This is a genomic window from Hyphomicrobium sp. 01T421, from assembly GCF_056398805.1.
Map to the genome: position 1 here is coordinate 2,045,385 of NZ_JBFTQC010000001.1, position 23,052 is coordinate 2,068,436.

A 23,052-nucleotide genomic window follows, 5' to 3' on the forward strand; every position below is an offset into this window, starting at 1 on the left:
GAGCCGCGTAATCTAGCCCGCCGAGGCGCACACAGGTTTTTTGCACCTCTCTTGCACCCATTTCGCGCCAGGTAACCCAGCCGCCAAGATCGGACATACGGACGACGCCAGCGCGAAACCGACGCGCTTCCGGATCACGATATCACCTGCAGACGCGACGGCTGGAGTTTATCCTGCTGGACGTTGGCTTTTACATTTCTGCCAGCAAGGAAATCCGCCCACGCCGTCATCATCTGCTTGCGCTTTTCGATCATGTCGCCGCGACGATACGCAGCCTCAACCGCATTGCTGACCTTGTGAGCGAGCGCAGTTTCGGCCATGTCCCCTGGGTAAGTCGTCCGTTCGGAAACCCAATCTCTGAATGTAGAGCGTAGGCCGTGAGGCACGGCATGGCGCTTCGATGCGCGATCGATGAAGCCCGCCCCGCCAGACTTGATGTCGTCTTCGTGGATCCGGCGCATGGTGGCGCTCAACGTCATGTCGCTGAGCATTCCGCCCCTCGCTGCCGGAAATATAAATGGGCTGTTCTCGAGCCGCGGCAGAGCTTTCAGCAACGCCACAGCATCAAGAGAGAGCGGCACACGATGCTCGCGCTTCATTTTCATGCGTATTGCCGGGACAACCCAGAGGGCCTTCTCGAGGTTGATTTCATCCCAGGTCGCTCCGCGGATTTCGCCAGATCGGCAAGCGGTGAGCGTGAGGAATTCCAGCGCACGGCTGCCAATTCCCTCGCGCTTCCGGAGCGCAGCGAACCAGCGCGCGGCGTCGTCAAGCTGGACGGCCGGCTGATTGTCGCCGTCCTTCACCTTGGCTGCAGCAGGCAGCATTTCTTTCAGATTGCCCGCCCATCGAGCGGGATTATCGCCGGTCCTGTGGCCGGCAACCGTTGCCCACGCAAGTACGGCCTCAATGCGCCCGCGCAAGCGACTGGCGGTTTCGGTCTTGGTCCGCCACATCGGCTCCAGCACACGCAGCACGTCTTGAACCGCGATGTCAGAGACAAGCATCGGCCCGAGTTCCGGGCAGGCGTAGGTTTGCAGCGTCATCTTCCACTGCGCGCGATGCTTGGCGTTCTTGAAGGCGTCGAGCTTCGCGGTGAGATATCGGTCTACCGCATCGCTGAACGTGAGCCCGCGCGCCTGAGCTGCGGCGAGGGCAGCGCGAGCAGCTTTGCGTTCCTCGACCGGATCAACGCCCGCTCTGATTTTTTCCTTAGCTTCCCGTGCGCGCCTGATGGCGTCAGCAAGCGGCACATCTGGATACCCGCCTAACCCGATGGATCGCCTCTTGGTGCCAACGAGCGTTCGCAAGAGCCAGGTTCGAGCGCCGGTCGGCGTGCACTGGAGCAGTAGGCCTGCGACGTTCCCGACCGCGAAGGTGACGTTTCCGCTCTCGTCTCCGGGATGGTGCAGCCGCCCCACCGCCAGTGCGGTTAGATCCTTCGCCTTTTTCGGCATTCTGTGCACCCATCATAATACCGGCCAAAAAAGATGCGATTTATATGTATTGGATGCGACAGGTCAAGACGAATGTGGTGTTGCGAATTCCGCAACATATTGATTTAGAGAGATAATATGAGACGAATTGAATGTTCGTCATACAGGCTCAGGGCGGCCTCCCTCTCCGCCAGTTAACCAAATAAGCCGTTGAAATATAACGGTTTTATTTTTTTTCTGCGCCCAAATTTGTATACCCATTGTGTACCCGAACGCTGCGGACTTCTCCGCCTAACCCCCCCCTTTTTTTTCGAGATCGAGCGACCGGGATAACCGCCGCCAAACTCTCGTCCGCCGTTGTCCGCGAGCGTTCGCGCAACGGATGCGTTTGACGGATTTGTTCCGTGTACGGATTATTTGTTGACATGCGGGAATATCGTCGGCAGCCCGGCAAGTGGGACGCCATTTGGCGATTGCTGGGACAGCCGCGCGGCGATTTGGGGCCCCCTTTAATATTATCTGGGTGGGCATTCTCGACGGATCGTGAGAAGCGAGAGCGTTTTTCAGAGCACCTGCGATTTGCGCGCAGCAAGGGGAAGCTTGACGAGGTTGATCGCTTTGTTCGGTCGCTGAAGGAGGACGAGTGGCACACGTGTGACGCCGCCCATCTTGATAGGAGTTACGCGTGCAGATGAATTGCGGAGTCGATTTGTCCATAACTACAAGCCCTGAAGTCGGCCAACATGGCCTTGACCGCCACTTATAATCTGCGGTGTGAATGTCCCCTCAGAAGAGAGGCGCAAGTCGCAGCCAGCTTCATCGCTTGTGACGCGGCGCAATGCAAGAGCGGCCCCGTCTCGGGGTCTTCAAAGAGAAGCAAGCACTAGAATCTGAAACTGTTAGAAGAAGCGCGCCTTAGCTGACGTTGAGGGCAAGACCGCGCGAACGTTTGTCCTCCTTCAAAAGTCACACTCTCTTTCCGTGGCTGAACATACCAACGGCCGCGACGAAGACTGCTCCTCATTTGAATCGAGGAGCTATTCCAAAGTCAGGATTAGACGCTTCGCAGTTCTACAATCCGCTGTCTGCAAACCCTCCACAAATTGTTCGAACACTGGCTTAAGAAGTTCTCGAGCGCGCTTGCGCTGCCCTTGAGCGAATGTCAGCTGTGCTAGGTCGATTGCAGCGCGCAATTCCCAGGATCGCGCGCTCTGGCCGCGGCTCAATCCGAGCGACCGAGTGAAACAATTTTCTGCGTCTTTAAGATTAGGTTCCGGCGTCGAGCAAATTAATTTGCCTTTCACTCGCCATAGCTCCGGCATGTAGCAAAGGTCTCCGTTCGCCTCGACCGACGCAATCGTCTCGTCAATCAGCGTCATCGCTTCTCTGGAACGCCCGATTGCCACGAGACCTTCGGCGAGGCCCATGTTGAACGGTGTGGTATGCAATTCGTAGCGGGCAGCGTGGAGCTTTTCCAGACAGCGCTGAAGGCTATCAACTCCCTCGCTGGCATCTCCTCGGCAGATGGCCAACTTGGCTTCGAAGCCACGTCCCAACGCCAAATAGGGCGCGAGGGAATGGGAGTGAGCATGCGATATTAGCCAATCGGTGTACTTGCCGGCGCTCTCGATATCACCGGTCCAAAGGAATACCGAGACGGCCCAGATTAACGCAATGGACAGCGTTACCGGATGGTCCATGTGCGCGGCGTCTTTTACGGTTTGACGCGCGACTTCGATGGCCTGCTCCGGAAAACCTTGCAGCCACAGCGTCCTTGCCAGTGTAGCGCTCGCCAAATTGTGACCATCGAAGCCGAGATAAATCGTACTCGTCCGGTTGGAGCCCCGCCCAGAGTGCAGCGCAGCCTCCAACGCTAAGCGGGCCCCGCCGAGATCGCCGATGTGGTGAAGCGAAATGCCTAAAAGCGAATGTGCCAATGCGCGCGCCGCGAGATTCTCGATGCCTGGCAGGCCCGCGACACCACGCTTCGCATATTGGAGAGCGGTTTTGAAATCGCCAATGCGCAGATAATACATCTGCAGCAGGCCAAACAGCTGCAATTGGTTTAGAGCGTCGCCTCGGTCTTCGGCGATCGCAAGGCTTCGGTTCAGGGCCACGCGCGCCTTTTCGTTGCCCCCGCTTGTGAACATCAGCGACATTCCCAAGGCCGCCTGCAAGTGCATCTCCTCGCGCCCCCCGCGCGTAGTGTCGTCAAGCGCTTGGATCGCTCGTTCCGACCAACGCTGGCATTCTGTTAAAAGGGACAGCGCCAGAAATATTGGCGCGCCAGCAGCGGCGACTTCGACGCCGGTTTTAGCATTGCCGTTGGCGCCGAACGCCCAGTCGAGCGCGGCGCGGACATTACCGAGCCCGGCAAGAAAGGGCGCCCGTTCCGCCGCGCTTGATAGCGTCCGCAATTCCGTCTCGGTCTGCTCCAGCCATCGCCGAGAGTAGGCTGCGTGGCGGGCAGCAAGGTCGTCGAATTCTCCGTCGCTTGCGCTAATACCGAGCGCGTAAGCACGCGTTGTCTCCAGGAGCCTGTAGCGCATTGTGGCTCCCGCCGGTCGGGTCGCGATCATAGACTTTGCGACAAGACTATCGATGGCGTTAAAGACGGTCGCCTGATTGATTTCCGGGCTCGTCACCACCGAGAGCGCCGCTTCGATCGTGAATTGGCCGACGAACACGGCGAGCCGGCAGAGCACGAGGCGCTCGGGTTCCGTGAGCAGCCCATAACTCCAATCAAGAGTTGCCTGCAACGTCTTTTGGCGCGGAGGCGCAGTCCGCTGTCCTTGCCAAAGCAGCGTCAGGCGCTCGTCGAGAAGCGCGGCGGTCTGCTGAAGGCCGTAGGCTTCGACGCGTCCGGCAGCCAGTTCAATCGCCAACGCGACGCCGTCGAGTTTTCGGCAAATGCCTGCGATGATCGTCGCGTCCCGGTCGCTAAGGTCGAGGCGCACACCTGTCGCTGCGGCGCGTTCCACGAACAGCTCGGTCGCGGGGAACGTCATCGCCATAGCAGCGGTGAGACCCGGAGCGTCAGGTGGAAAGGTGAGGGGCATCAATCTCTGAACCTGCTCGCCTTCAACCCTCAAGGCTTCGCGGCTGGTCGCCAGAATATGGAGCTGCGGCGCGGCGGGAAAGATCGAAGCAACCAGGTTTGCGACGGCCTCGATGACGTGTTCGCAATTGTCGAGGATCAGAAGAAGACGCTTGTCGTGCAAATAGGCAATAAGACCGGGCGTCGGATCGTCGGAATGAATGGGGATGCCCAGCATGGACGCTACGGAAGCCGGCACCATGGACGGGTCGTCGAGCATTCCGAAGTCCACGAAGAGAACCGCCCGGTCGAAAGCCTCCAGTAGATCGTGTGCAACAGCGACGGCGACGGTGGTCTTTCCCACACCTCCCGGACCGACAATCGTGACGAAGCGCGTCGCGGCGAGTTGGCGAGTTATCGTGGCGACGTCATCTGCCCGCCCAACCATCCGCAACAAGCGGCTGGGGAGAAATGTGACACCAGGGAACGGTCCGGTTGTTGCTTGTCCGTTTGCTTCTCTATCGATCGTTTGCGTGACCGGCGCGACGAAGCAATAGCCCCGACCTGCAAGCGTGGTGATGTAGCGCGCGCCGTCCTGTCCATCACCGAGCGCTTTGCGAAGGGCCGTAATGTGAAAGCGCAGGCTGCCCTCTTCCACGATCACGTCGGGCCAGACTTCCGCCATGAGCTCTCGCTTGCCCATGACTTCGTTGGGCCGGGATGCCAAAGCGATCAAGGTGTCCAACGTTCTCCCGCCCAGCTCGACTGGAACGCCGTCTTTGGTAAGGAGCCTTTCGCTAACGACCAGCCGAAATGGGCCGAACGACAGCACGATTCGAACCAGCGTTTCCGGCTTCATCATGTCATTCCAATCCTAGCTGCCGGTTCTCGGCAGCATCTTAGGTAGCGGTTCAATGCCCGAGCATCACATCCGCTGGGTGCAACCCAGTTGACGTGTGCCCCGGGACGGACTCGACCCGTGTCCCGGGACAACAGATGCACTAACAACTTCTCACAACCCCTAACGGGCGTCGGCGAGCTTCCTCTGCTTGAGTGTCGTGAGTGAGTAACCCGTCGCGTCCGGCCGCGCTTGCCACGCTTTTTGACTTAGGAGAATGCTTATGTCTGTCATATCAGCATCGCCCGATTGGGGCAGCGCTGCGTCGCTATCGTCAGCCATGTTTCTCGCGGTTTCTGTCGCGGCATGCGGCCTCGGCCTTCTTCCGCGGCAAGCTCTCGCGATCGAAGATACCTCGATCCGCCCGTTTCACGTCAACGTTCCGGAAAATACCCTGGTTGATCTTCGCAATCGCGTCCTGGCGACACGGTGGCCCGAACGAGAAACAGTCTCCGATCAATCGCAAGGAGTGCAGCTCGCCAAGCTTCAGTCTCTCGTCCGTTACTGGGGGACGACCTACGATTGGCGTAAGGTCGAGACTAAGTTGAATGCCCTGCCGATGTTCGTGACCAAGATCGACGGACTCGACATTCAGTTCGTTCATATCCGTTCCCGTCATCCCAACGCTATGCCCCTCATTATCACGCATGGCTGGCCGGGCTCCATCCTCGAGCTTGTCAAAGTCATCAGTCCTCTAACCGACCCAACTGCCTACGGCGGCCGGCCTGAGGATGCATTTGATCTCGTTCTGCCATCAATGCCTGGCTACGGCTTCTCGGAGAAGCCCCAGGGCCCGGGCTGGAATCCCGATCGCATTGCGCGCGCCTGGGACGTGCTCATGAAGAGGCTCGGATATACGCACTATGTGTCTCAAGGTGGCGATTGGGGTTCGGTGATCGCGGATGCGATGGCGCGTCAGAAGCCGGCGGGATTGCTCGGTATTCACGTCAATATGCCGGCTACCGTGCCGGCCGAAGTTGCTAAAGCCATGAAGGATGGCGATCCAGCACCGGCAGGTTTGTCGGCCAATGAGAAGGCGGCGTTCGAGCAGCTCGATACCTTCTTTATGAAGAACGGTGCCTATGGTGCGATGATGAGCACGCGCCCACAAACCGTGGGTTACGGATTGTCGGATTCGCCCGCCGGCCTCGCCGCCTGGATGTACGACAAGTTCAACCAGTGGACCTATAGCGGCGGCGACGCCGAGAAGTCCCTTTCCAAAGATGAGATGCTCGACGACATCACGCTTTATTGGGTCACGAACAGTGCGATCTCTTCTGCCCAACTCTACTGGGAGAACAACAACAACAACTTCAACGCAGTGGAACAGAAGACAAGCGATATAGCGATCCCAGTCGCCGTTACTGTCTTCCCTGGCGAGATCTATCGTGCCCCTCGTAGCTGGACTGAACGTGCCTATCACCACCTCATCTATTTTAACGAGGTCGACAAGGGCGGTCACTTTGCAGCCTGGGAACAGCCCGAACTCTTCGCCGCCGAGCTTCGCGCCGCGTTCAAATCGCTGCGCATAGAACAAGACTGATTGATTTCAACAATTCACCGACAAACGAAATCAAAAGGACGCTGCATGTCTGATATTGCAAAAGTGCTGTACACGGCACAGACCCACACGACCGGAGGCCGCGAACACGGCGTTTCGCGTAGCTCAGATGGCCGGCTCGATATAAGACTTTCGATTCCGGGTTCCGCTGGTATCGGCACCAATCCCGAACAGTTGTTCGCGGCCGGCTGGTCGGCTTGCTTCGAAGGAGCTATGGGAATCGCCGCCCGAAAAATGAAGATCACACTCCCGGACGATCTTGCAATCGATGCCGAAGTCGATCTGAAAATGGCTGGAGACGCTTACTTTCTCGCAGCTCGCCTTGACGTCAGCTTGCCGGGTTTGGACCGCGACATAGCGCTGAAATTGGTCGAGGCAGCACACCAGACGTGCCCCTATTCCAAAGCCATACGCGGCAACGTCGGTGTCGAGATCAATATCATCTGAACTACAGGCCTGCCTGAAAATTTTGGGCAGGCCTCGCCAAGGCGGATATCAACTCAACCGACGAAATTCGCCACGGATAGCTTCGTCATGAGATCGAATGAGAGAAAACAAATGAATGCCATCGCCCAACTTCTCGGCCGCTCAGGCCTCCTGAAGCCTGACCTCGATTACAACCTGCTCCGCGCCGCAATGGTGATCATCTTCGCGTGGTTCGGATATGACAAATGGTTTGACTCCGCGATCCAAGGTCTCGTGCCATTGATTACCCACGGCCCATTTATCTTCTGGACGATTCCGGTTTTAGGTATCGGTGGCACGAGCGTTCTTCTGGGTGCTTCAGAATGGACCATTGGCTCGCTACTGCTCCTGGGATTTTGGAACAAGAAACTGGGTGTGCTTGGCGCACTCGGTTCTTGCTGCACCTTCATTGCAACCGTTACGATCTTTCCATTCGCGCCTGACGCCTGGGATCCCGGCGCCGGAGGATTCCCGGTCATGGGTATAGTCGCGGCCTTCCTCTTGAAGGATCTCGTCTTGCTGACCGTCTCAGTCTATCTGCTGAAGCAGGATGTCGGGCGGGTGATCGCGGCGCGCGACAAACCGACATTGTCCCGAGAGCGTAACGTGCTCTCCGCTACGAACTAAGAAGCTCCAATCAAGATCCCTCCCAACGCTGTAATGGCGGATGACGAAATATGCATCGACCGATTTCGGGCAACGATGAGAAGAGGACAATCGCATGATTTCCGCAGCATTTCCGTACGATTCGGACGAGCTTGCTTACCTGAGCGCTCAGGAATTGGCAGCGAGCATCCGACGTCGTGAGTTATCACCGGTTGAAGTGATCGACGCCTTCATTCGGCGCATCGAAGCGCGCAATCCCAGCCTCAACGCGCTCGTTTATGTCGATTTCGACGGAGCCCGTGCACGAGCGAAAGAGGCCGAGCGTGCATTATATGCGGGCGAGCCGTTGGGGCCGCTGCATGGCATCCCGTCAGCGCTCAAGGATCTGTTCGACTTCAAGCCGGGTTGGCCAGCGAGCCTGGGCGGCATCCGCGCGCTGAAGCACAACGTAGTGAACGGCTACTGCGCATTTTGCGAGCGCATGGAGAACCGCGGCGGAGCAGTGTTCCTCGGCAAGACCAACAGTTCTCTCATGGGCTTCCGGGGCACTTGCGACAATTACCTGTTTGGTCCCACACGCAACCCTTTCGATCTTTCCAAGAATTCAGGCGGGTCTTCCGGAGGCAGTGCCGCGGCGGTAGCCGATGGACTGCTGCCCATTGCAGAGGGCACAGATGCAGGCGGATCGATACGCATTCCTTCTGCTTGGTGTGGTGTTTACGGTTACAAGGCCTCATTCGGCCGTGTGCCGTTCTTGGTACGCCCGAACGCATTCGGCGCGGCTGATTCCCCCTTCCTCTTCGAAGGGCCTATCACGAGAACGGTCGAGGATGCTGCTATCGCCTTGAACGTACTTGCCGGGCATGATCCGCGAGATCCTTTCAGCCTGACCGGGCCGGCGGTCGACTTCACGGCGGCGACCCGACGTTCCATTCGCGGTCTCAAGATTGCCTATAGTCCGAATCTGGATGTCTTTCCTGTCGACGCAAAGGTGGCGGAGACGGTCGCTCGCGCGGTGAAGGTCTTCGAGGAAGCCGGAGCCCACGTGGAAGAGGTCAAGCTCGGCCTGTCCCGTTCGCAGCGGGAATTGAGCGACGTCTGGTCTCGCCTCTACATGCTTCTGAACCTGCAGGCGATCGAGAACATCAAGCGCGATGGCATTGATCTGTTCGGGCAGCATCGAGCTGACTTTCCGCCCGAATACCTGGATTGGGCCGAAAAGACCAATCGCATGTCCGGCCTCGATTTCTTTCGGGACCAAGCCGTCCGGTCGGAAGTGTACGACGCCTTTCAGCGGATCCTCGAAGGGTTCGATCTGCTCGTCACGCCGACTCTCGCGTGCCCGCCGGTCGATAATGCAGGCGACGGGAATACGATCGGTCCGACGTCCATCAACGGCGTCGACATAGATCCCCTCATCGGATGGTGCCTGACCTATTTCGTCAACTTTACGGGGCATCCCGCGGCGTCGATCCCTGCGGGTCTGTCCGAGGGACTTCCGGTCGGGATGCAAATCATAGGCCGGAGAAATGCCGACTTGGATGTGCTGGCAGCAAGCGCAGCGTTCGAGCGGCTTCGGCCATGGCAGGACAATTACCGAATTTGCCGTGAGCGCGCCCTGGAGGCGTGACCGACGATTTGGAATGTGGATCACATTCTCTCGGGTTCGACTGGCGGTGCAGCGGCGGCCCCGGCCACCATTGGTGATCCCGGGTGGGGTCGGCGCTGCGTTTGATCGGCACTCCGCGACGCCCCCAGTCCCTCCGATCGGACGTTGCTCTCTCCCATGGCGCGCATGGCAAAGGAGGCAATGGCCGTCGAGAAGATCGATGTCCTGGCCGATCGCGGCTACTTCAGCGGTGATGAGGTTCTCGCCTGTGAAGCCATCGGGGCGACGCCACACGTGCCCAAGCCCCTCACATCGAATGCGAAGGCTGCCGGCCGGTTCGGCAAGGACGACTTCGTCTATCTTGCCGATCAGAACGCTTATCGCTGCCCGGCGGGAGAGACCCTCTCATATCGAATACACGCGCCTTGAGGAGGGAAGAACGCTCTATAGCTACTGGACCAATAAATGCGGCGCCTGCGCACTGCGGGCGAAATGCACGACCAGCAAGGAGCGCCGCGTGAATCGCTGGGAACATGAGGGCGTCATCGAAGCGATGCAGAAGCGACTGGATGCCGGCAACGCCATGATCGTTCGCCGAAGTACGGTTGAGCATACCTTCGGCACGATCAAAGCGTGGATGGGCTACACGCACTTCCTGACGAAAGGGCTCGATCGTGTGAAGGCGGAAATGATCCTCTGCGTGCTGGCCTACAACATCAAGCGGATGATCACGATCATGGGCGTTCAGCCGCTCATCGCAGCGGTGCGCCGGTGATGTCGAGAGAGGCCCGCTTACCTTGCTCAATCGCCATCACGCCGGGAGTTTTTACACAGCCACGGGATGAAGCGCTTCGCGGATCAGAAGCTCGCTGACTTCGGGCCCATAGCTATCGTACGTGTCGATGAAATTGATGTCGAGTTCGGGGAGCTTGCGAAGCGTGCGGAGCGACTCTTTTCTGTCGTCGGGTTCGTCCCAAATTCCTTTACCCGTGATGCGCATTGCACCGAAGCCGAGCCGGTTGACCGGCATATCGCCGCCGATGGCGAAAACGCCTGAGTGATTTTTTGTTGCTGTGGTTGTGGACATGGCTACCTACTTTCTACTGGAGCCTCGCGCGCTTGATAGAGTGTGCAGCGCCGCGAAGATCGCGGCGCCATATCGATCAAGCTAGCGTGTGCCGCGCGAACCTGGCTGAACTTCCAGGCATGCTGTCTGCGCGCGAATATCGCCGCCGACGTGGCTGCAGATTTCTGCTTTGCGTAAGGGGTTATTGCGGACTACAATATCGGAGACGTTAAAACCGTATGACCGGGCAACGGCCGCGAGGTTGTTATCGCGGCAGTATGGCGTCGATATCGCTTGGCCCTGAACAATCTGATATTCTCCCTTACATTCGATAGCGCTTGCGGACGAGGCTGCGGCGACAAGGAATGCGGCGGTAACAAAACAAATCCGCGCAGTGCTGGACTTCGTCATACGAGATCTCCAATTTGTGCAAGGCGCATGCGGGCACGAAGCATGGGGGGGTCGTGGGGGGGCGTGGCTGCGCCCGATGTTGATATAGTGGACATGAACATTCTCCTTTGTGAAAATGCCTGAGCATCTTTCGGAAGCGCTGCCTCGGGCACTCAAGCAGACGTCGTGAGGAGAAGCCCGTTAGGGGTTGTGAGACGTTGTTAGTGGGCGCGCTGGCGGTTCTAAGCCGCGGGCAACAGCCTCGAATGGCTCTTTGGGGCCCTGTTCGGACGGAGTTAGCGATCCGCCCATTAACCCTGGTCTTCGGGTGGGGAGGGATCGATCACCTTAGGATGCAGTACAGGTCTGGCTGCTCGGAAAGAAACGTATGGCGAAGCCGGAAACACAGTTTCGAGACGTCATATCGATCGGTCCTTTCAGCCTCGCCGCTAGAGAAAGGCTCCTCACGCGAGATGGTGCCCCAGTGGAATTGGGCGCGAGAACTCTCGACACGCTGATTGCTTTGGCGTCGCGCCCGAACGAGGTCGTGAGCAAACGACAGCTAATGGCCGCGGTCTGGCCCGACGTTATCGTCGAAGAGGGAAGCCTACGGTTTCACATCGCGAGCCTGCGCAAGGCGCTTGGCGATGGGAAGGACGGCGCAAGATACATCACAACGCTTGCCGGTCGGGGTTACTGCTTCGTCGCGCCGATCTTGGTATCGAGCGCGAAGGTCGCCACCACTTTCTCCGGTGCCACGTTTCTGCCAGCCCGCCTAACGCGAATGGTCGGACGTGCCGACACCGTTCCGATGATTTCGCGTCAGCTCGCCGCCTCGCGCTTCGTCACGATTGTCGGCCCAGGCGGCGTCGGAAAGACCACGGTCGCCGTCATGGTTGCGCATGATCTGCTGGAATCCTTCGATGGTTCCGTTCTCTTCGTCGACCTTGGAATGCTGAACGATCCGAACATGGTGCCAGCCTCAGTCGCGTCGATGCTGGGGATACCGATTCATTCCGACGATCCGACACCCGGCCTAACCGCATATCTTCGCGATAAGCGGATGATTCTGATCCTCGACAATTGCGAACATGTCATCGATGCCGTCGCAAACCTGACCGCGCTCATCTTCCCGGCAGCGTCGCAACTCCACATTCTGGCAACGAGTCGGGAAGCCTTGAGGGTTGAAGGCGAGCAGGTCCACAAGCTAATGCCGCTCGGCTATCCACCTGACGACCCAGGGCTCACAGCGCGACAGCAGGTTGAGCTTGATGGCCCATCCGCGATCGCGAAGCCACGCTTCAAGTTCAGTATCGAACCGGTCGAGGCCCATGATCTGGCCGACACGCCCAAGGTAAGGCGTTACCAAGCCCGGCGCAGGAAGATTTCCGGAAGTGTCGTAACCATCACGGCTCATCGCGCACCTTCAACTTCTGAGGCGTTGATGCCGTATGCACGCGCCCACACCTCGCGGGCTGTCAGATGCTCAATCCCGTAGCGACGCTCTACAGCCTCGATCCATGCGCGCGCTCGGTGTGACGCGCCCAACAGCGAGACGAACGTCTCCGAAGACGGCATCTTGCCAATGATATTCTCGGGGTTAGGACGCAAGGGGCTATCAGGCAACAGACGTTCATGGTCCATGTGGCTGATCCACCACATGAATGCGTCCTCAGCGAACAAGAACAACGCCTCGATGCGATCGGAGATTGCTTGCTCGCCTTCCGTCATAACGCCGGCCACCATCAGTGCTTCGTGGCGAGCGACGAGATCATCGATCTCAGGATGATGCCAACGCGAATTCCAGACGATGCGGCCGTCCCAATTTTTGCTCGGACGACCGTGACGCGTCCACTCCGCTGGTATTTGCACAAACTGCCTCGGACGAATGATGCGGCCGGAAAACGAATGATCTTGCATTGAAATTGCTCTCGTGTGCTGCGAGGGCGGCGAACTGTTGCTTTTCTCACAACTGCCAATTGAGAGAACGCATCACGGAATTCGCTGCCCGGTCAGAAAATGGCCGGGCTTCTCTTTTTGAGAGGCCGGCAGTTGCGGTCATCAAGCGGCAGATTTCTCTGTCAGGCTTTCCACGAAGGCGCGCGCGGCATCGGGGTGCACATAGGTGCGCGAACCGATTTTCACTTTTTTCAATTTGCCAGTCTTGAATAGCTCGAACACTTTGGTTCGGCCGATACCTGTGATTTCGATGATGTCATCAACGGTATAGAGAAGCTTGGTTTTCATTGAGCACGGCCTCCTTGACTGCCGCGCCCAGCTTGACAGTGAAGTTTTGATTGCGATCCCAGCTCCATCCGACGATTGCGCGCCTCACCTTTTCCGGCAGGCGTTGGATGTCAGCAGGGCAACGCAACCCATAGATGACGCGACCGTCGATTACCGCCTCAATAGGATCACCTGCATTCGCTGCGCCGTCGATCATCAATTCTCCTGGATCGTAGAACGCCATTGCTGCGATCTCTTCCAGAACTTGTTCGGCGCAAATTTCAGTTTTGGCGGAGAGCTCCGCTTTTGCCGCGTCGATCGCGATCCTGATCGCGGGGTGGTTCAATAACTGCGAACCTTGCTCTTGCGCGGTCCGTTTGCTGTAGCCAGCTCGGATCGCGGCTTGCGTCGCATTGAGATCAAGCAAGTAGTTCTCGACAAATCGCCATTGTTTTGGCGTGAGGGCTGGCTTGGTGGCATCGGATATCATGATCCAACACGTAAGCTGTAGATGGTTGTCGCAACCAACACGCATAAGTTTTCATAAGAAGGCGATGGCTCGCGACTGAAAAACTATCTTCGGCCGTAAATTTGATCGCACTCCTTTTGTGCAGCTGCTCGGCGGGCGTCAATCCACGCAGCCAAGTCCTGAAGGTGGACGCCGCGAGCGGCCTTCTGGCTCGCCTCGATGCGCACAATCGGCAGATCGATCTCGCCAGCCGTTGCTTTGCGGGTAAGCTGTAACGGCGTCAGGTGACTGAAGTAGTCGCGGCAAATGATTTCGAGGGGAATCACGGACAGGGCGCGCCAATCAACCGACGAAAAACTGTACGATCATCGCTGCAGCGGCCGCGCCCATCACAATGACCGTGATCCATCCGAGCGTCAGCAGAGTTCCTCGAATGCGGAACTTTCCCATCACTCCAGCGTCGCGGGCCAGCAGCAGCATCGCAATAAGCACCGGAACCGCTGCCAAGCCGTTTAAAACGGCGCTATAGAAGAGCGCCTTGATCGGGTCGATTGCCGTGAAGTTCAGAATGGTGCCGATGATTGTCGCTAAGGCAATCGTTGCATAAAATGCCTTACCCTCGCGCGGATCCAGGGCCAGTCCCGTCCGCCAATGGAAGGTTTCGCCCGCGGCATAGGCTGCAGAGCCCGCCAAAACTGGGATAGAAAGAAGACCTGTGCCAATGATGCCGGCTGCGAACAGCCAAAACGCGTAATCCCCGGCAATCGGTCTCAGCGCTTCGGCAGCCTGCGCCGAGCTTTCGATAGTCGTCTTCCCTGCTACGTGCAGCGTGGCCGCGACGGTGATCATGATCGATATGGCCACGAGATTTGAGAAAGCCATACCAACGGCTGTATCAAGACGGATACGCTGCAACGCGCCTTCTGCCTGCTGTGGCTTTCGCTTCAGCGGCTGCCGCCTCTCGATCTCGTGGATATCTTCGACCTCTTGAGAGGCCTGCCAGAAAAATAGATAGGGACTAATCGTCGTGCCGAAGATCGCGACGACGGTTTGCCAATAGTTACCTTGCATCGACAGGTTCGGCAGCAGCAGCCCTCTCAACGCTTCGCTCCAAGAGACGTGCACGACGAAGAGCGTCACGACATAAGCGAATAGCGCAAGTGCAAGCCATTTCAAAACGGCGACGTAACGCGTGTACTTGAGGAAAATTTGCATAAGGATGCAGATCGCGCCAAAGCCGACGACATAGAGGAGGCGGGACCCTCCTATGAGTAACACCCCCGCGTCTCCCATCGCCCCAAGATCAGCGCCGATATTGATGGCGTTGGCGAAGAATAAAAGCCCGACCAACGCATAGATTAAGGGGGCGGGAAAGCGACCGATAATGTTGCCGCAGATCCCCTTACCGGTCGTCCGGCCAATGCGCGCGCTGATTTCCTGCACAGCCACCATGAGCGGGTAGGTGAGGAGCATGGTCCAGAGCAGGCTGTATCCAAACACGGCGCCGGCCTGAGAGTACGTGGCGATGCCGCTCGGGTCGTCGTCTGAGGCGCCAGTGATCAGCCCCGGGCCGAGCGCGCGGAACAATCTCGGTTTGCTCGGTCCGACAACAGCGCTTGCTTGTTCTTCGGGATCATCCTGCTTCATGCGTCATCATCCGGGCGACGGGGCTTAAAAAGCGAAAGGCCGAAAATAAACTTCCCGGCCCCCAATTTGGCTCCAAATCTCTCGCCAGATTTTGATCGCAAAATATATTGGAGGCCATCCCGCGACTGAAAACCATCCTGAAGGCCTAGCCTCTATCAGCGGTTCGAATTTCTTTGCCAGGCTTGGCTGTATTATCTCTGGAACAATGCAGAACCGGAGCTGCTCAGAGGGACATCAACTCTGAAAAATGAAGGCTCCTATGACAAAAGCAATCACTTCACTTTCATTGGTTGCGGGCCTGCTTATCTCCGCTAGCGCGGCATCATTGCCCGCTTACGCTGCGGATAACACGCAGTCGGCGGATGAATTTCGAACCAGCAAGCTGGTCGGCAGCAAAGTGTACAACAATGCCAACGAAAATATCGGAAGCATTGAGGATATTGTTCTTAAGCCTGATGGGTCGATGGACGAAGTCGTGTTGAGCGTCGGTGGCTTTCTAGGCGTTGGGAGCAAGGATGTCGTCGTTCCCTTTAGCGCACTGAAAGTCTCCCGCGACGGAAGCAGCATCAAGATCTTGAGTGACAGCACCAAGGACTCGCTCAAGGGTTTGCCGGACTATCACTTCTTCAAGTCATAGTTTGTCGGTGGCGTTTCAACAAGAGAACTGGCGCGCTTGTCGGCGCGGCGGTGCTTTTGCTCTTACATTAAAGGCAACCGTATCCCGCCGCGTTGGCGAACCAATTACACTGAAATTCCTAAACGCCGACGCACAAATGCACAGACAAAGAGCCCCGCAATTAAACGGGGCTCCGACACGCCTCATTCTATTAGTGAATGTCTATCCAAATACCATTGCGCCAGTATCCGCGTCCTTCGTGCTCACGCCATTTGTAGTGGTCAGAGTCGCGCCATTTCCAATCGTCCGGATGTACGCGCACGCTGAACTCCGGTTTGTATTCGACGTGCTCTTTCGCGTGCCAACATTCGCCTTCGCCATTACAAACGATTTCCGCTGATGCAGTGATCGTAGTCATTGCGAGAATCCCGGCTCCGATCAGTGCGATCTTTGAGAAGTGGTGCTTCAAGGGTCTCCTCCTCTTTTGCTTGAGGTTGCGCCACCGAGAACATCACCGAGATGGGATAAGTTCCCCAACAGCGATCCACTCGCGGAGCGTTCGCAACGCGAGAAGATCCGATTGGTATGCTGCGTACGCGAACAAAAAAAATTGTTATTGCGGGCGTCTCGAAAAGATGCTGGCGCGTTTGAATAACCGCTACCCCGCCCACAAACCAAAAAAGGAGAAGGCGATGCGGAAATTTCCGGTTGGGTTATTGGCGCTGACAGCAAGCTTTGCGCTCGGCGTTACGACATTGGCCGCCAAGGACTATGGCGACGGTGGCGGTGGCGGCGGGAACAGCCATCAGAGCGGCGGTGGCAGCGCTGCGAGTCGCCAAGGCGGAGGCGGCGAGAAGATGCGCGGTGACGGCGACCGCCGCGGCGGTGGCGGTGGCGGTGGAGAGAAGATCCGCCAGAACGAGGCCGGCGGCGGCGCCGGTGAAAGAATGCGTCATCGGGATGACGGCGGAAGGGACCATCATCGCGGCCGTGGACACTGGCGCGGCGGGGTATGGATTTACGATTACGATGGCGGCTACGATGGGGGCTCTTGTTATCGCTGGCGCCGCATTTGCGCAGATCGCTGGGGCTGGGGCGGTCCGGGCTTCCGTCGTTGCCTCTGGCGCCATGGCTGCTGATCACTAACTCGCGAGTTCATTCGAGGCCGGAAGGCACCCGCCTTCCGGCCTCTTTCGCTTTGCGAATCCGCACATATGGAGTTGGTCGATATGCTTCGCAAACGGGAGAAAAGTAAGAGGTCGGCACCCGGTATATCAGCGCAAGGCGAAGCTGACCGCTATCAATAGCCATGGATGACCGTGAGATCGAGCCCGAGAGCGACTCTGGTCACATAAACGAACCTAAAACATAAGTCTGAGACGGTAGAGATGGGCGAGAAGCGTGCCGTTGCAAACGTTGAAATCCGTCGGGTCAACGACCTTTGGATGGTCTGTTCCCATGACCTTCCCGGTGTGCATTGCGCAGGCCACTCGTTTCAGAAGGCTCTCGAGAGATACGCGGCCGGAGCGGGCGAGTTGTTCGCGATCACAATGGATGACGCCGAGAGGGTCAAACAGACCGTGGCCGGCAAAGTCTAGATGCAGACGCTCGCGAAAATGCTCGCTTGAGCGACCGACTTGTGAGTACCCGCCATCGTGAGACACAAAAACCCCGCAGCGGAGGAGGGGCCGCCTGGAGCGGCCGGATCGGCTGGCATCACCACCAGCGGCCTCGGCCATAGAAACCACCGCCGCCTAGCAGCAAAACTATGAGCACGATTATCAAAAGAGTATTGGTATCCATGGAAGTTCCTCCATTAGGCCAGCTCAGAAGTAAGCAGCGGCTGCCCGCAGTTGTTCCGATGTCGCAACTCGTTGTCCGTAGGTGGTCGTTATTGACTCCGAGGACCCAACGTCAATTCGTTTTAGGTCGGCGCGTCATCCAACTATCCCAACTGAACTTGACAGATACGGAACCCACCCCATGTACCATCCATCTGGATGGCACATGGATGGTGGCGGAATATGGCGAAGGATAATGTCCGACAGCTAAAAACTCGGGGGTCCGATTCAGAAAAGATAACGATCAACCTCGGGTACGTGGATCTAGGCCAGATCGATTTGCTCGTTGACGAGGGCTTCTACTCGAACAGGACTGATTTCATTCGCACCGCGATCCGTAACCAGATCGAGCGGCACGCGGAGGTCGTCCATAAGGCCGTGACACGGCACTCGCTTGATCTCGGGCTTCGACTACTTGATCGCCAGGAACTTGAAGCCGCACGTGCGGGCAGACAGCAACTGGACCTCCGCGTGCTCGGCCTTCTTACCATCGCCCCCGACGTCTCGGCCACGTTGGCACGCGCCACGATCGCATCTCTGACCGTGCTCGGTGCTCTTCACGCGAGCGCGGAAGTCAAGGCTGCTCTGGCCGATCGCATCCGATAGTCGAAATCCATCGCGACGCTCGTCCGCCTCCACGCCACAAAAGGATACCGCCAATATGAAGACTTTTGATCTTGGAAAGATGCACGAGGCCACACGCCTTACCCGCGCAGGGCGATTGAAGGAGGCGCTTGCGTTGCTGCAAGCCGCCACGATGGGCGTCACAGTGCCGAGAACGTATGCTCGGACAAATGTCGACGAGGAGATCGTCTCCGATCAAGAGCTGCCAACAAAGCTTTCAGCGCGTCCTCACCTCCGCTTACCCTTCGATGGGACGAAACTGCCGGGATCACGGGGACACGGACAGCGGACTGCCGATATTGTGCCCGATGGAGGCCGCTACATCAGCGGCTCTTTTTCAAACTCGGAAGGAACTCGATCTTACAAACTCTATATTCCAGCCATTCGCGACTTCGGACCAAGGCCGTTAATCGTGATGCTGCATGGGTGCACCCAATCCGCGGATGACTTCGCCGCCGGAACCCGCATGAACTTCATCGCCGAGGCGCACGGGTGTTTCGTCGTCTACCCTGAGCAGCCGCAAGCAGCGAACGTTTCAAAATGTTGGAACTGGTTTAGGCCAGGCGATCAGTCGCGGGAGAGGGGCGAACCGTCGTTGATTGCTGGCATCACGCGCCAGATCGTCGAAGCGCACGATATTGATCAGACGCGTGTCTACGTCGCGGGGCTATCGGCAGGAGGTGCCGCCGCAGCGATTATGGGAGAGGTCTATGCGGACCTCTATGCTGCCGTTGGCGTGCACTCAGGTCTTGCTTGCGGTTCGGCCCATGATGTCGCTTCCGCTTTCACCGCAATGCGTGGAGGAGAAAATAACATAAAACTCCGCGCCCGAGTTACTGGAAAGCCAACTATTGTTTTTCACGGCGATAAGGACGCGACCGTCCACCCCTGCAACGGAGCAAAAGTAATTGCTCGCGTCGCCGCCGGTGCGAACTTCAGCGTGCAGACTGTGCGTGATAGCTCGCCTACAGGGCATAGCTTTTCACATACTGTGCATCGGGATGCGTCCGGGCATGGCGTTCTTGAATTGTGGGAGCTCCATGGCGCCGGCCATTCTTGGTCGGGCGGCAGTCCAGCGGGGTCCTTCACCAGCGAGCATGGTCCAGATGCTTCAAGGGAGATGCTGCGCTTCTTCCTCCAGCATCGTCTATCGCCGGCATAATCTGTCGCAAGCGCTACGCTAGCAAGAGTCGTCCCGAAGAACGGAGGCATGAATAGAGATCGGACGATGTCAACATTCATCGCATTCACCAGAACGAATGAATGACAATGAATGAAGGCGTCGCAGTACGGCTAGACCACGACGCCTTTACCACGGCCCCGCCTCCGCCTCTCGCTTACGCAGTTTAGCAGTCAGGGCGCAGCGGGCTGCGGGGCTATTTGTTTGTTATACGGCTCGGGCAGACTTTGCCTTTGGGCTCGGTTTCGGCGGTTTCATCTCGGCTTCCTCATCGGTGTTAGCGGCGGCGTTGAGTTCGCGGGTGGCCATCGCTTCGAGCGCCTCATCGGTTGCTTGCTCCTGAGCGAGCGTTTCCGCCAACAATTTACCTGCATCTTTAAGACCAAGTTCGCTCGCCCAATTCACAAGCGTCGTATAGCGGGCTATCTCGTAATGTTCTACGGCCTGCGCTGCCCCCGCCATGGCCGCATCGAGACCCGCACCGGGCTCGTGCTCGTCGATGATTTCACTACCCTCCTCAAGGATGCCGTCGATCGCAGGGCATCTCTTACCTCTTGCCGGCTTGTCGAGGAGTTCGAATATTTCCTCAAGGCGTTCGATTTGACCCTCGGTTTCTTCGAGGTGCTTTTCGAATCCTGCCTTGAGTTCTGGAGACGACGCCTTTTTGGCCATCTTGGGCAACGCTTTCACAATCTTCTTCTCGGCATAATAAATATCTTTGAGCTGATCTTCGAAAAGCGATTTGAGCGCTGACATTCATTTGTCTCCTTGGGAAGCGGCCGCGGCTGTGAAATCTAAAGGAGCAAGGCGCCCAACGAGTTCCGGCATACTTCCGGCAAAGCGCAACTTATTGCTGGCTGGAGCCGTTGACGCACGGCATTGAGCAAATGGAGATCATTCGATGGCGGACGATATTAGGAGAGATGTTATAGACGCGACGGGTGCCGCCGAGCAAAGTGCGGACGCCGCTGCYGGGCAGCTCCAGGATGTGGCGGACCAGTTGGGAGCGGTCGGAAGCAACATTCAGAAAGCGGTTGATAAGTCGCTAAGAGACCAGCCGTATATGTCACTCGCGATGGCGGCGGCGCTGGGCTTCGTCGTCGGCGCTATTTGGAAGTCATGAAGGTCCAGGCCGAAATTCAAAGCGATCAGATCTGTTGGGGCCCGGGCATTCAAAAGCCCCGCGCTCGGAGAGGGGGGCCTTTGCCGTTGAGATGCTACTATCGGAATAACACACAGCGCAGCAGGTGATTGCTACGGCGCCCTTGTCGCGGCACGCATTCCCACCTCGTCTGCATGAAGCGTGGCCTTGCCGCCGACCGTAGCGCGCGGTCCGCCCAACTCACCGGGGTTGCTTTGGGGCTAAGATATCAGGATTTCTTCTTTTCGATGAGTGCACGCGTGGCGTCGACTACGACCTCGCAATCGTAGGGCTTCTCAAAGAAGAGACTGTCGTCGACTTTACGAGTATGTTCGCGCTGGACGCCCGAGGCATAAACGACAACCACGTCTCGGTGGCGCTTTCGACAGGCTTCAGCAACATCCCACCCGGTTTCACTGCTACGAAGATCGATGTCGGTGAAAAGGACATGAAGATCCATTTGTCCTTCAAAGGCCTCTTTTGCCCCTTCGACGGTTTGCGCCTCCACTACTTCCCAATTGTCTGCGCGAAAAGCTTCAACCGCTTGGAGTCGGACCAAAGCCTCATCTTCGACGATAAGAATGACGGGGGGCTTCTGCTGGGATGCCGACATTCGCTGGCGTCCCTTTGGCTTCCGGCTCCAAAAATTGGCACCGTCAAATCTCAACTTGCTCCTTGTAGAGCTGTTCCCACATATTTGTAAGAAATCGTACATTACTTTGCTTAGGTGTTTTTCCAATTAGGGGTTAGGTCAAACCACCGGCTGCCAAAGTCTGGGCGTAACCGGTTGAGAGATGTCGTGCTCTTGCCCTAAAAGGGACGAAGAGCATGGCCACAGCCGCCCGCGCAAAAAGCGCCTCAAATCACATTTTAGCGAAGCTATCGACGGACGATTTGGCGCTGTTCGAACCGCAGTTGGAGCAGGTCGATCTGCCTGTGCGGATGAGCATTGAGCAACGCACGAAAAAGATCCAACACGTTTACTTCGTCGATAGCGGCATGGTCTCCATCGTGGCTAACGGCAGCCACGAAGTCGAAGTCGGCGTGGTGGGCCGTGAAGGAGTGACAGGCGTTTCGGTTATCCTCGGCGAGGTTGGACCTGCTGCCTACCAAACCTACGTCCAAGTTGCAGGAAGAGGGCGACGCATCACGGTTTCAGATTTTCGCGGCGCTATGTCGGCTAGTCCGACGCTGACACGGGCTTTGCTGAAATATGCGAATTATTTCCTTGGCCAGGTAACACAGACAGCACTGGCAAACGCGCGCGGCACGCTCGACCAAAGACTGTCGAGATGGATTTTGATGGTCAATGACCGCGTCGATGGCGACCTGGTGCCGTTAACGCATGAGTTCTTGTCTGTCATGCTTGGCGTGAACCGGCCTGGTGTGACCCTGGCCCTCAAGGAACTCGAACGAACAGGTGCGATCACACAGCGGCGCGGCTCTATCTCGATTGTTGATCGAATGGCGCTCGAGACCATCGCGGCGTCAAACTATGTGAAGCCGTAAGATCCAACGGTAAACTACGCACCGCCCAGACGACTTGCGATCAGGCTATTCACGATCAATGAGACGTCGTCGGAATTATAGGGCTTTCCCAATATCGGCGTGTTGGGGAAGATCGAACCTATGTGGTCCTCACCCGCCCCCGAGCAGATCGCAAACGGAATGGCTTTTTCGTTGAGGATGCTGGCGAGGGGCGTGGCGTTCCCATCTTCGAGCACATAGTCCACCACCGCGACGTCAATTTCATCTTTCTCGATTGCAAGCAGCGCATCTCGAACGGTGGCGAGCGGACCGATAATCTGACACCCGTAGTTCTTCAGAATGTCTTCTAAGTCCATCGAGATCAGAGGATTGTCCTCGACAATCAGAACGCGAGGTCTCTCGACACGATCAACGGTAACCTCTTTATTCTCTTCGAACACCTGCCCTCGCCTTTTCTCGGTACAGACCTCAGACTGCTCCCAGTAACTTCTGCTCACAAACTGTTTTCTCGGTATTGTTTCTGACAGTTTCAAAGTTCAGCCTAGCGTTTGTCAAAATTTGCAAAGCAGAATTGCCTTTGGGCGCTCGTCGAGGTGGCAATTTGCGGCTTAAACCAATTCCTCGGGGCCAGACGGGCCGCCCGCCTTTTCGAAGTTTATCACGCAATCTGCGATGTTGCGTTGCAGCCAATCAGAGGCCGACTGACCGGGAACACCGAGCGCGTCAGATCATTTCCCGATTCACGGGCACCT

Annotated in this window: 23 protein-coding genes and 2 pseudogenes; 13 read left to right on the forward strand and 12 right to left on the reverse strand. The window is 57.4% G+C overall.

Translation table 11 applies throughout. The annotated features are described in order from the left end of the window. Positions 1-134 precede the first annotated feature (134 nt). Together AC1DK3_RS09360 and AC1DK3_RS09365 are read right to left on the reverse strand one after the other, a co-directional pair. Positions 135-1,457, reverse strand: coding sequence for a tyrosine-type recombinase/integrase (locus AC1DK3_RS09360; protein ID WP_477191945.1), 1,323 nt, complete (start codon positions 1,455-1,457; stop codon positions 135-137). Positions 1,458-2,473: 1,016 nt separating this feature from the next. Then, complete coding sequence (locus AC1DK3_RS09365; RefSeq protein WP_477191946.1) at positions 2,474-5,335, reverse strand: ATP-binding protein; 2,862 nt, start codon at positions 5,333-5,335, stop codon at positions 2,474-2,476. A gap of 253 nt (positions 5,336-5,588) precedes the next feature. On the opposite strand from AC1DK3_RS09365, the gene AC1DK3_RS09370 reads away from it, so the two are divergent. From AC1DK3_RS09370 to AC1DK3_RS09390, 5 genes and pseudogenes are all read left to right on the forward strand, one after another. After that, positions 5,589-6,914: an epoxide hydrolase family protein gene (locus AC1DK3_RS09370; RefSeq protein WP_477191947.1), complete on the forward strand. Its 1,326-nt coding sequence runs from the start codon at positions 5,589-5,591 to the stop codon at positions 6,912-6,914. 45 nt (positions 6,915-6,959) lie between these two features. After that, complete coding sequence (locus AC1DK3_RS09375) at positions 6,960-7,379, forward strand: organic hydroperoxide resistance protein (RefSeq protein ID WP_477191948.1); 420 nt, start codon at positions 6,960-6,962, stop codon at positions 7,377-7,379. Positions 7,380-7,490: 111 nt separating this feature from the next. Next, positions 7,491-8,024, forward strand: a complete 534-nt coding sequence (locus AC1DK3_RS09380) for a YkgB family protein (RefSeq protein WP_477191949.1) — start codon at positions 7,491-7,493, stop codon at positions 8,022-8,024. A gap of 94 nt (positions 8,025-8,118) precedes the next feature. Next, the gene (locus tag AC1DK3_RS09385) at positions 8,119-9,633 is read left to right on the forward strand and encodes an amidase (RefSeq protein WP_477191950.1); all 1,515 of its coding nucleotides are present in this window, start codon (positions 8,119-8,121) and stop codon (positions 9,631-9,633) included. A gap of 132 nt (positions 9,634-9,765) precedes the next feature. After that, a pseudogene (locus AC1DK3_RS09390) lies at positions 9,766-10,387 on the forward strand (transposase); the annotation flags it as partial. Positions 10,388-10,450: 63 nt separating this feature from the next. On the opposite strand, the pseudogene AC1DK3_RS09395 reads toward AC1DK3_RS09390, so the two are convergent. After that, positions 10,451-10,699 (reverse strand): annotated as a pseudogene (locus AC1DK3_RS09395) (aldo/keto reductase); the annotation flags it as partial. 757 nt (positions 10,700-11,456) lie between these two features. Here AC1DK3_RS09395 and AC1DK3_RS09400 point away from each other — a divergent pair. Then, positions 11,457-12,566 carry an ATP-binding protein gene (locus AC1DK3_RS09400; protein WP_477191951.1) on the forward strand — a complete coding sequence of 370 codons (1,110 nt, stop codon included), beginning with the start codon at positions 11,457-11,459 and terminating at the stop codon, positions 12,564-12,566. On the opposite strand, the gene AC1DK3_RS09405 is transcribed toward AC1DK3_RS09400, so the two are convergent. The 5 genes from AC1DK3_RS09405 to AC1DK3_RS09425 all read right to left on the reverse strand — a co-directional run bounded on the left by AC1DK3_RS09405 (position 12,482) and on the right by AC1DK3_RS09425 (position 15,410). Next, positions 12,482-12,988, reverse strand: a complete 507-nt coding sequence (locus tag AC1DK3_RS09405) for a hypothetical protein (protein WP_477191952.1) — start codon at positions 12,986-12,988, stop codon at positions 12,482-12,484. The two genes, AC1DK3_RS09400 and AC1DK3_RS09405, sit on opposite strands and share 85 nt — an antisense overlap. Before the next feature lie 141 nt (positions 12,989-13,129). Next, entirely contained in the window at positions 13,130-13,315 is a 186-nt protein-coding gene (locus AC1DK3_RS09410) for a helix-turn-helix domain-containing protein (RefSeq protein WP_477191953.1), read from the reverse strand. Then, positions 13,287-13,784, reverse strand: coding sequence for a terminase small subunit (locus AC1DK3_RS09415; RefSeq protein ID WP_477191954.1), 498 nt, complete (start codon positions 13,782-13,784; stop codon positions 13,287-13,289). Before AC1DK3_RS09415 ends, AC1DK3_RS09410 begins: the two co-directional genes overlap by 29 nt. 83 nt (positions 13,785-13,867) lie before the next feature. Then, the gene (locus AC1DK3_RS09420; RefSeq protein ID WP_477191955.1) at positions 13,868-14,089 is read right to left on the reverse strand and encodes a pyocin activator PrtN family protein; all 222 of its coding nucleotides are present in this window, start codon (positions 14,087-14,089) and stop codon (positions 13,868-13,870) included. 16 nt (positions 14,090-14,105) lie between these two features. Continuing rightward, complete coding sequence (locus tag AC1DK3_RS09425; protein WP_477191956.1) at positions 14,106-15,410, reverse strand: NRAMP family divalent metal transporter; 1,305 nt, start codon at positions 15,408-15,410, stop codon at positions 14,106-14,108. Positions 15,411-15,669: 259 nt separating this feature from the next. On the opposite strand from AC1DK3_RS09425, the gene AC1DK3_RS09430 reads away from it, so the two are divergent. Continuing rightward, positions 15,670-16,047 carry a PRC-barrel domain-containing protein gene (locus tag AC1DK3_RS09430; RefSeq protein ID WP_477191957.1) on the forward strand — a complete coding sequence of 126 codons (378 nt, stop codon included), beginning with the start codon at positions 15,670-15,672 and terminating at the stop codon, positions 16,045-16,047. Between the two features lie 190 nt (positions 16,048-16,237). On the opposite strand, the gene AC1DK3_RS09435 is transcribed toward AC1DK3_RS09430, so the two are convergent. After that, positions 16,238-16,444 (reverse strand): hypothetical protein, encoded by a 207-nt coding sequence (locus tag AC1DK3_RS09435; protein WP_477191958.1) that lies wholly within the window; start codon positions 16,442-16,444, stop codon positions 16,238-16,240. 274 nt (positions 16,445-16,718) lie between these two features. On the opposite strand from AC1DK3_RS09435, the gene AC1DK3_RS09440 reads away from it, so the two are divergent. The 4 genes from AC1DK3_RS09440 (at position 16,719) to AC1DK3_RS09455 (ending at position 19,653) form a co-directional block, all read left to right on the forward strand. After that, entirely contained in the window at positions 16,719-17,165 is a 447-nt protein-coding gene (locus tag AC1DK3_RS09440) for a hypothetical protein (protein ID WP_477191959.1), read from the forward strand. 249 nt (positions 17,166-17,414) lie between these two features. Further along, positions 17,415-17,624, forward strand: a complete 210-nt coding sequence (locus AC1DK3_RS09445; protein WP_477191960.1) for a hypothetical protein — start codon at positions 17,415-17,417, stop codon at positions 17,622-17,624. 426 nt (positions 17,625-18,050) lie between these two features. After that, positions 18,051-18,473, forward strand: a complete 423-nt coding sequence (locus AC1DK3_RS09450) for a CopG family transcriptional regulator (protein WP_477191961.1) — start codon at positions 18,051-18,053, stop codon at positions 18,471-18,473. Positions 18,474-18,528: 55 nt separating this feature from the next. After that, positions 18,529-19,653, forward strand: coding sequence for an extracellular catalytic domain type 1 short-chain-length polyhydroxyalkanoate depolymerase (locus tag AC1DK3_RS09455; protein ID WP_477191962.1), 1,125 nt, complete (start codon positions 18,529-18,531; stop codon positions 19,651-19,653). Positions 19,654-19,878: 225 nt separating this feature from the next. On the opposite strand, the gene AC1DK3_RS09460 is transcribed toward AC1DK3_RS09455, so the two are convergent. Next, complete coding sequence (locus tag AC1DK3_RS09460) at positions 19,879-20,427, reverse strand: YciE/YciF ferroxidase family protein (RefSeq protein WP_477191963.1); 549 nt, start codon at positions 20,425-20,427, stop codon at positions 19,879-19,881. A gap of 145 nt (positions 20,428-20,572) precedes the next feature. On the opposite strand from AC1DK3_RS09460, the gene AC1DK3_RS09465 reads away from it, so the two are divergent. After that, on the forward strand, positions 20,573-20,794 hold the full coding sequence (locus AC1DK3_RS09465; protein WP_477191964.1) for a DUF883 family protein: 222 nt from the start codon (positions 20,573-20,575) through the stop codon (positions 20,792-20,794). Positions 20,795-21,041: 247 nt separating this feature from the next. Here the strand turns inward: AC1DK3_RS09465 and AC1DK3_RS09470 are convergent, their stop codons facing one another. After that, entirely contained in the window at positions 21,042-21,425 is a 384-nt protein-coding gene (locus AC1DK3_RS09470; protein WP_477191965.1) for a response regulator, read from the reverse strand. A gap of 215 nt (positions 21,426-21,640) precedes the next feature. Here AC1DK3_RS09470 and AC1DK3_RS09475 point away from each other — a divergent pair, with 215 nt between their 5' ends. After that, on the forward strand, positions 21,641-22,321 hold the full coding sequence (locus AC1DK3_RS09475; protein WP_477191966.1) for a Crp/Fnr family transcriptional regulator: 681 nt from the start codon (positions 21,641-21,643) through the stop codon (positions 22,319-22,321). 14 nt (positions 22,322-22,335) lie between these two features. Here AC1DK3_RS09475 and AC1DK3_RS09480 read toward each other — a convergent pair whose 3' ends face one another. Continuing rightward, the gene (locus AC1DK3_RS09480; protein ID WP_477191967.1) at positions 22,336-22,740 is read right to left on the reverse strand and encodes a response regulator; all 405 of its coding nucleotides are present in this window, start codon (positions 22,738-22,740) and stop codon (positions 22,336-22,338) included. Positions 22,741-23,052 lie beyond the last annotated feature (312 nt).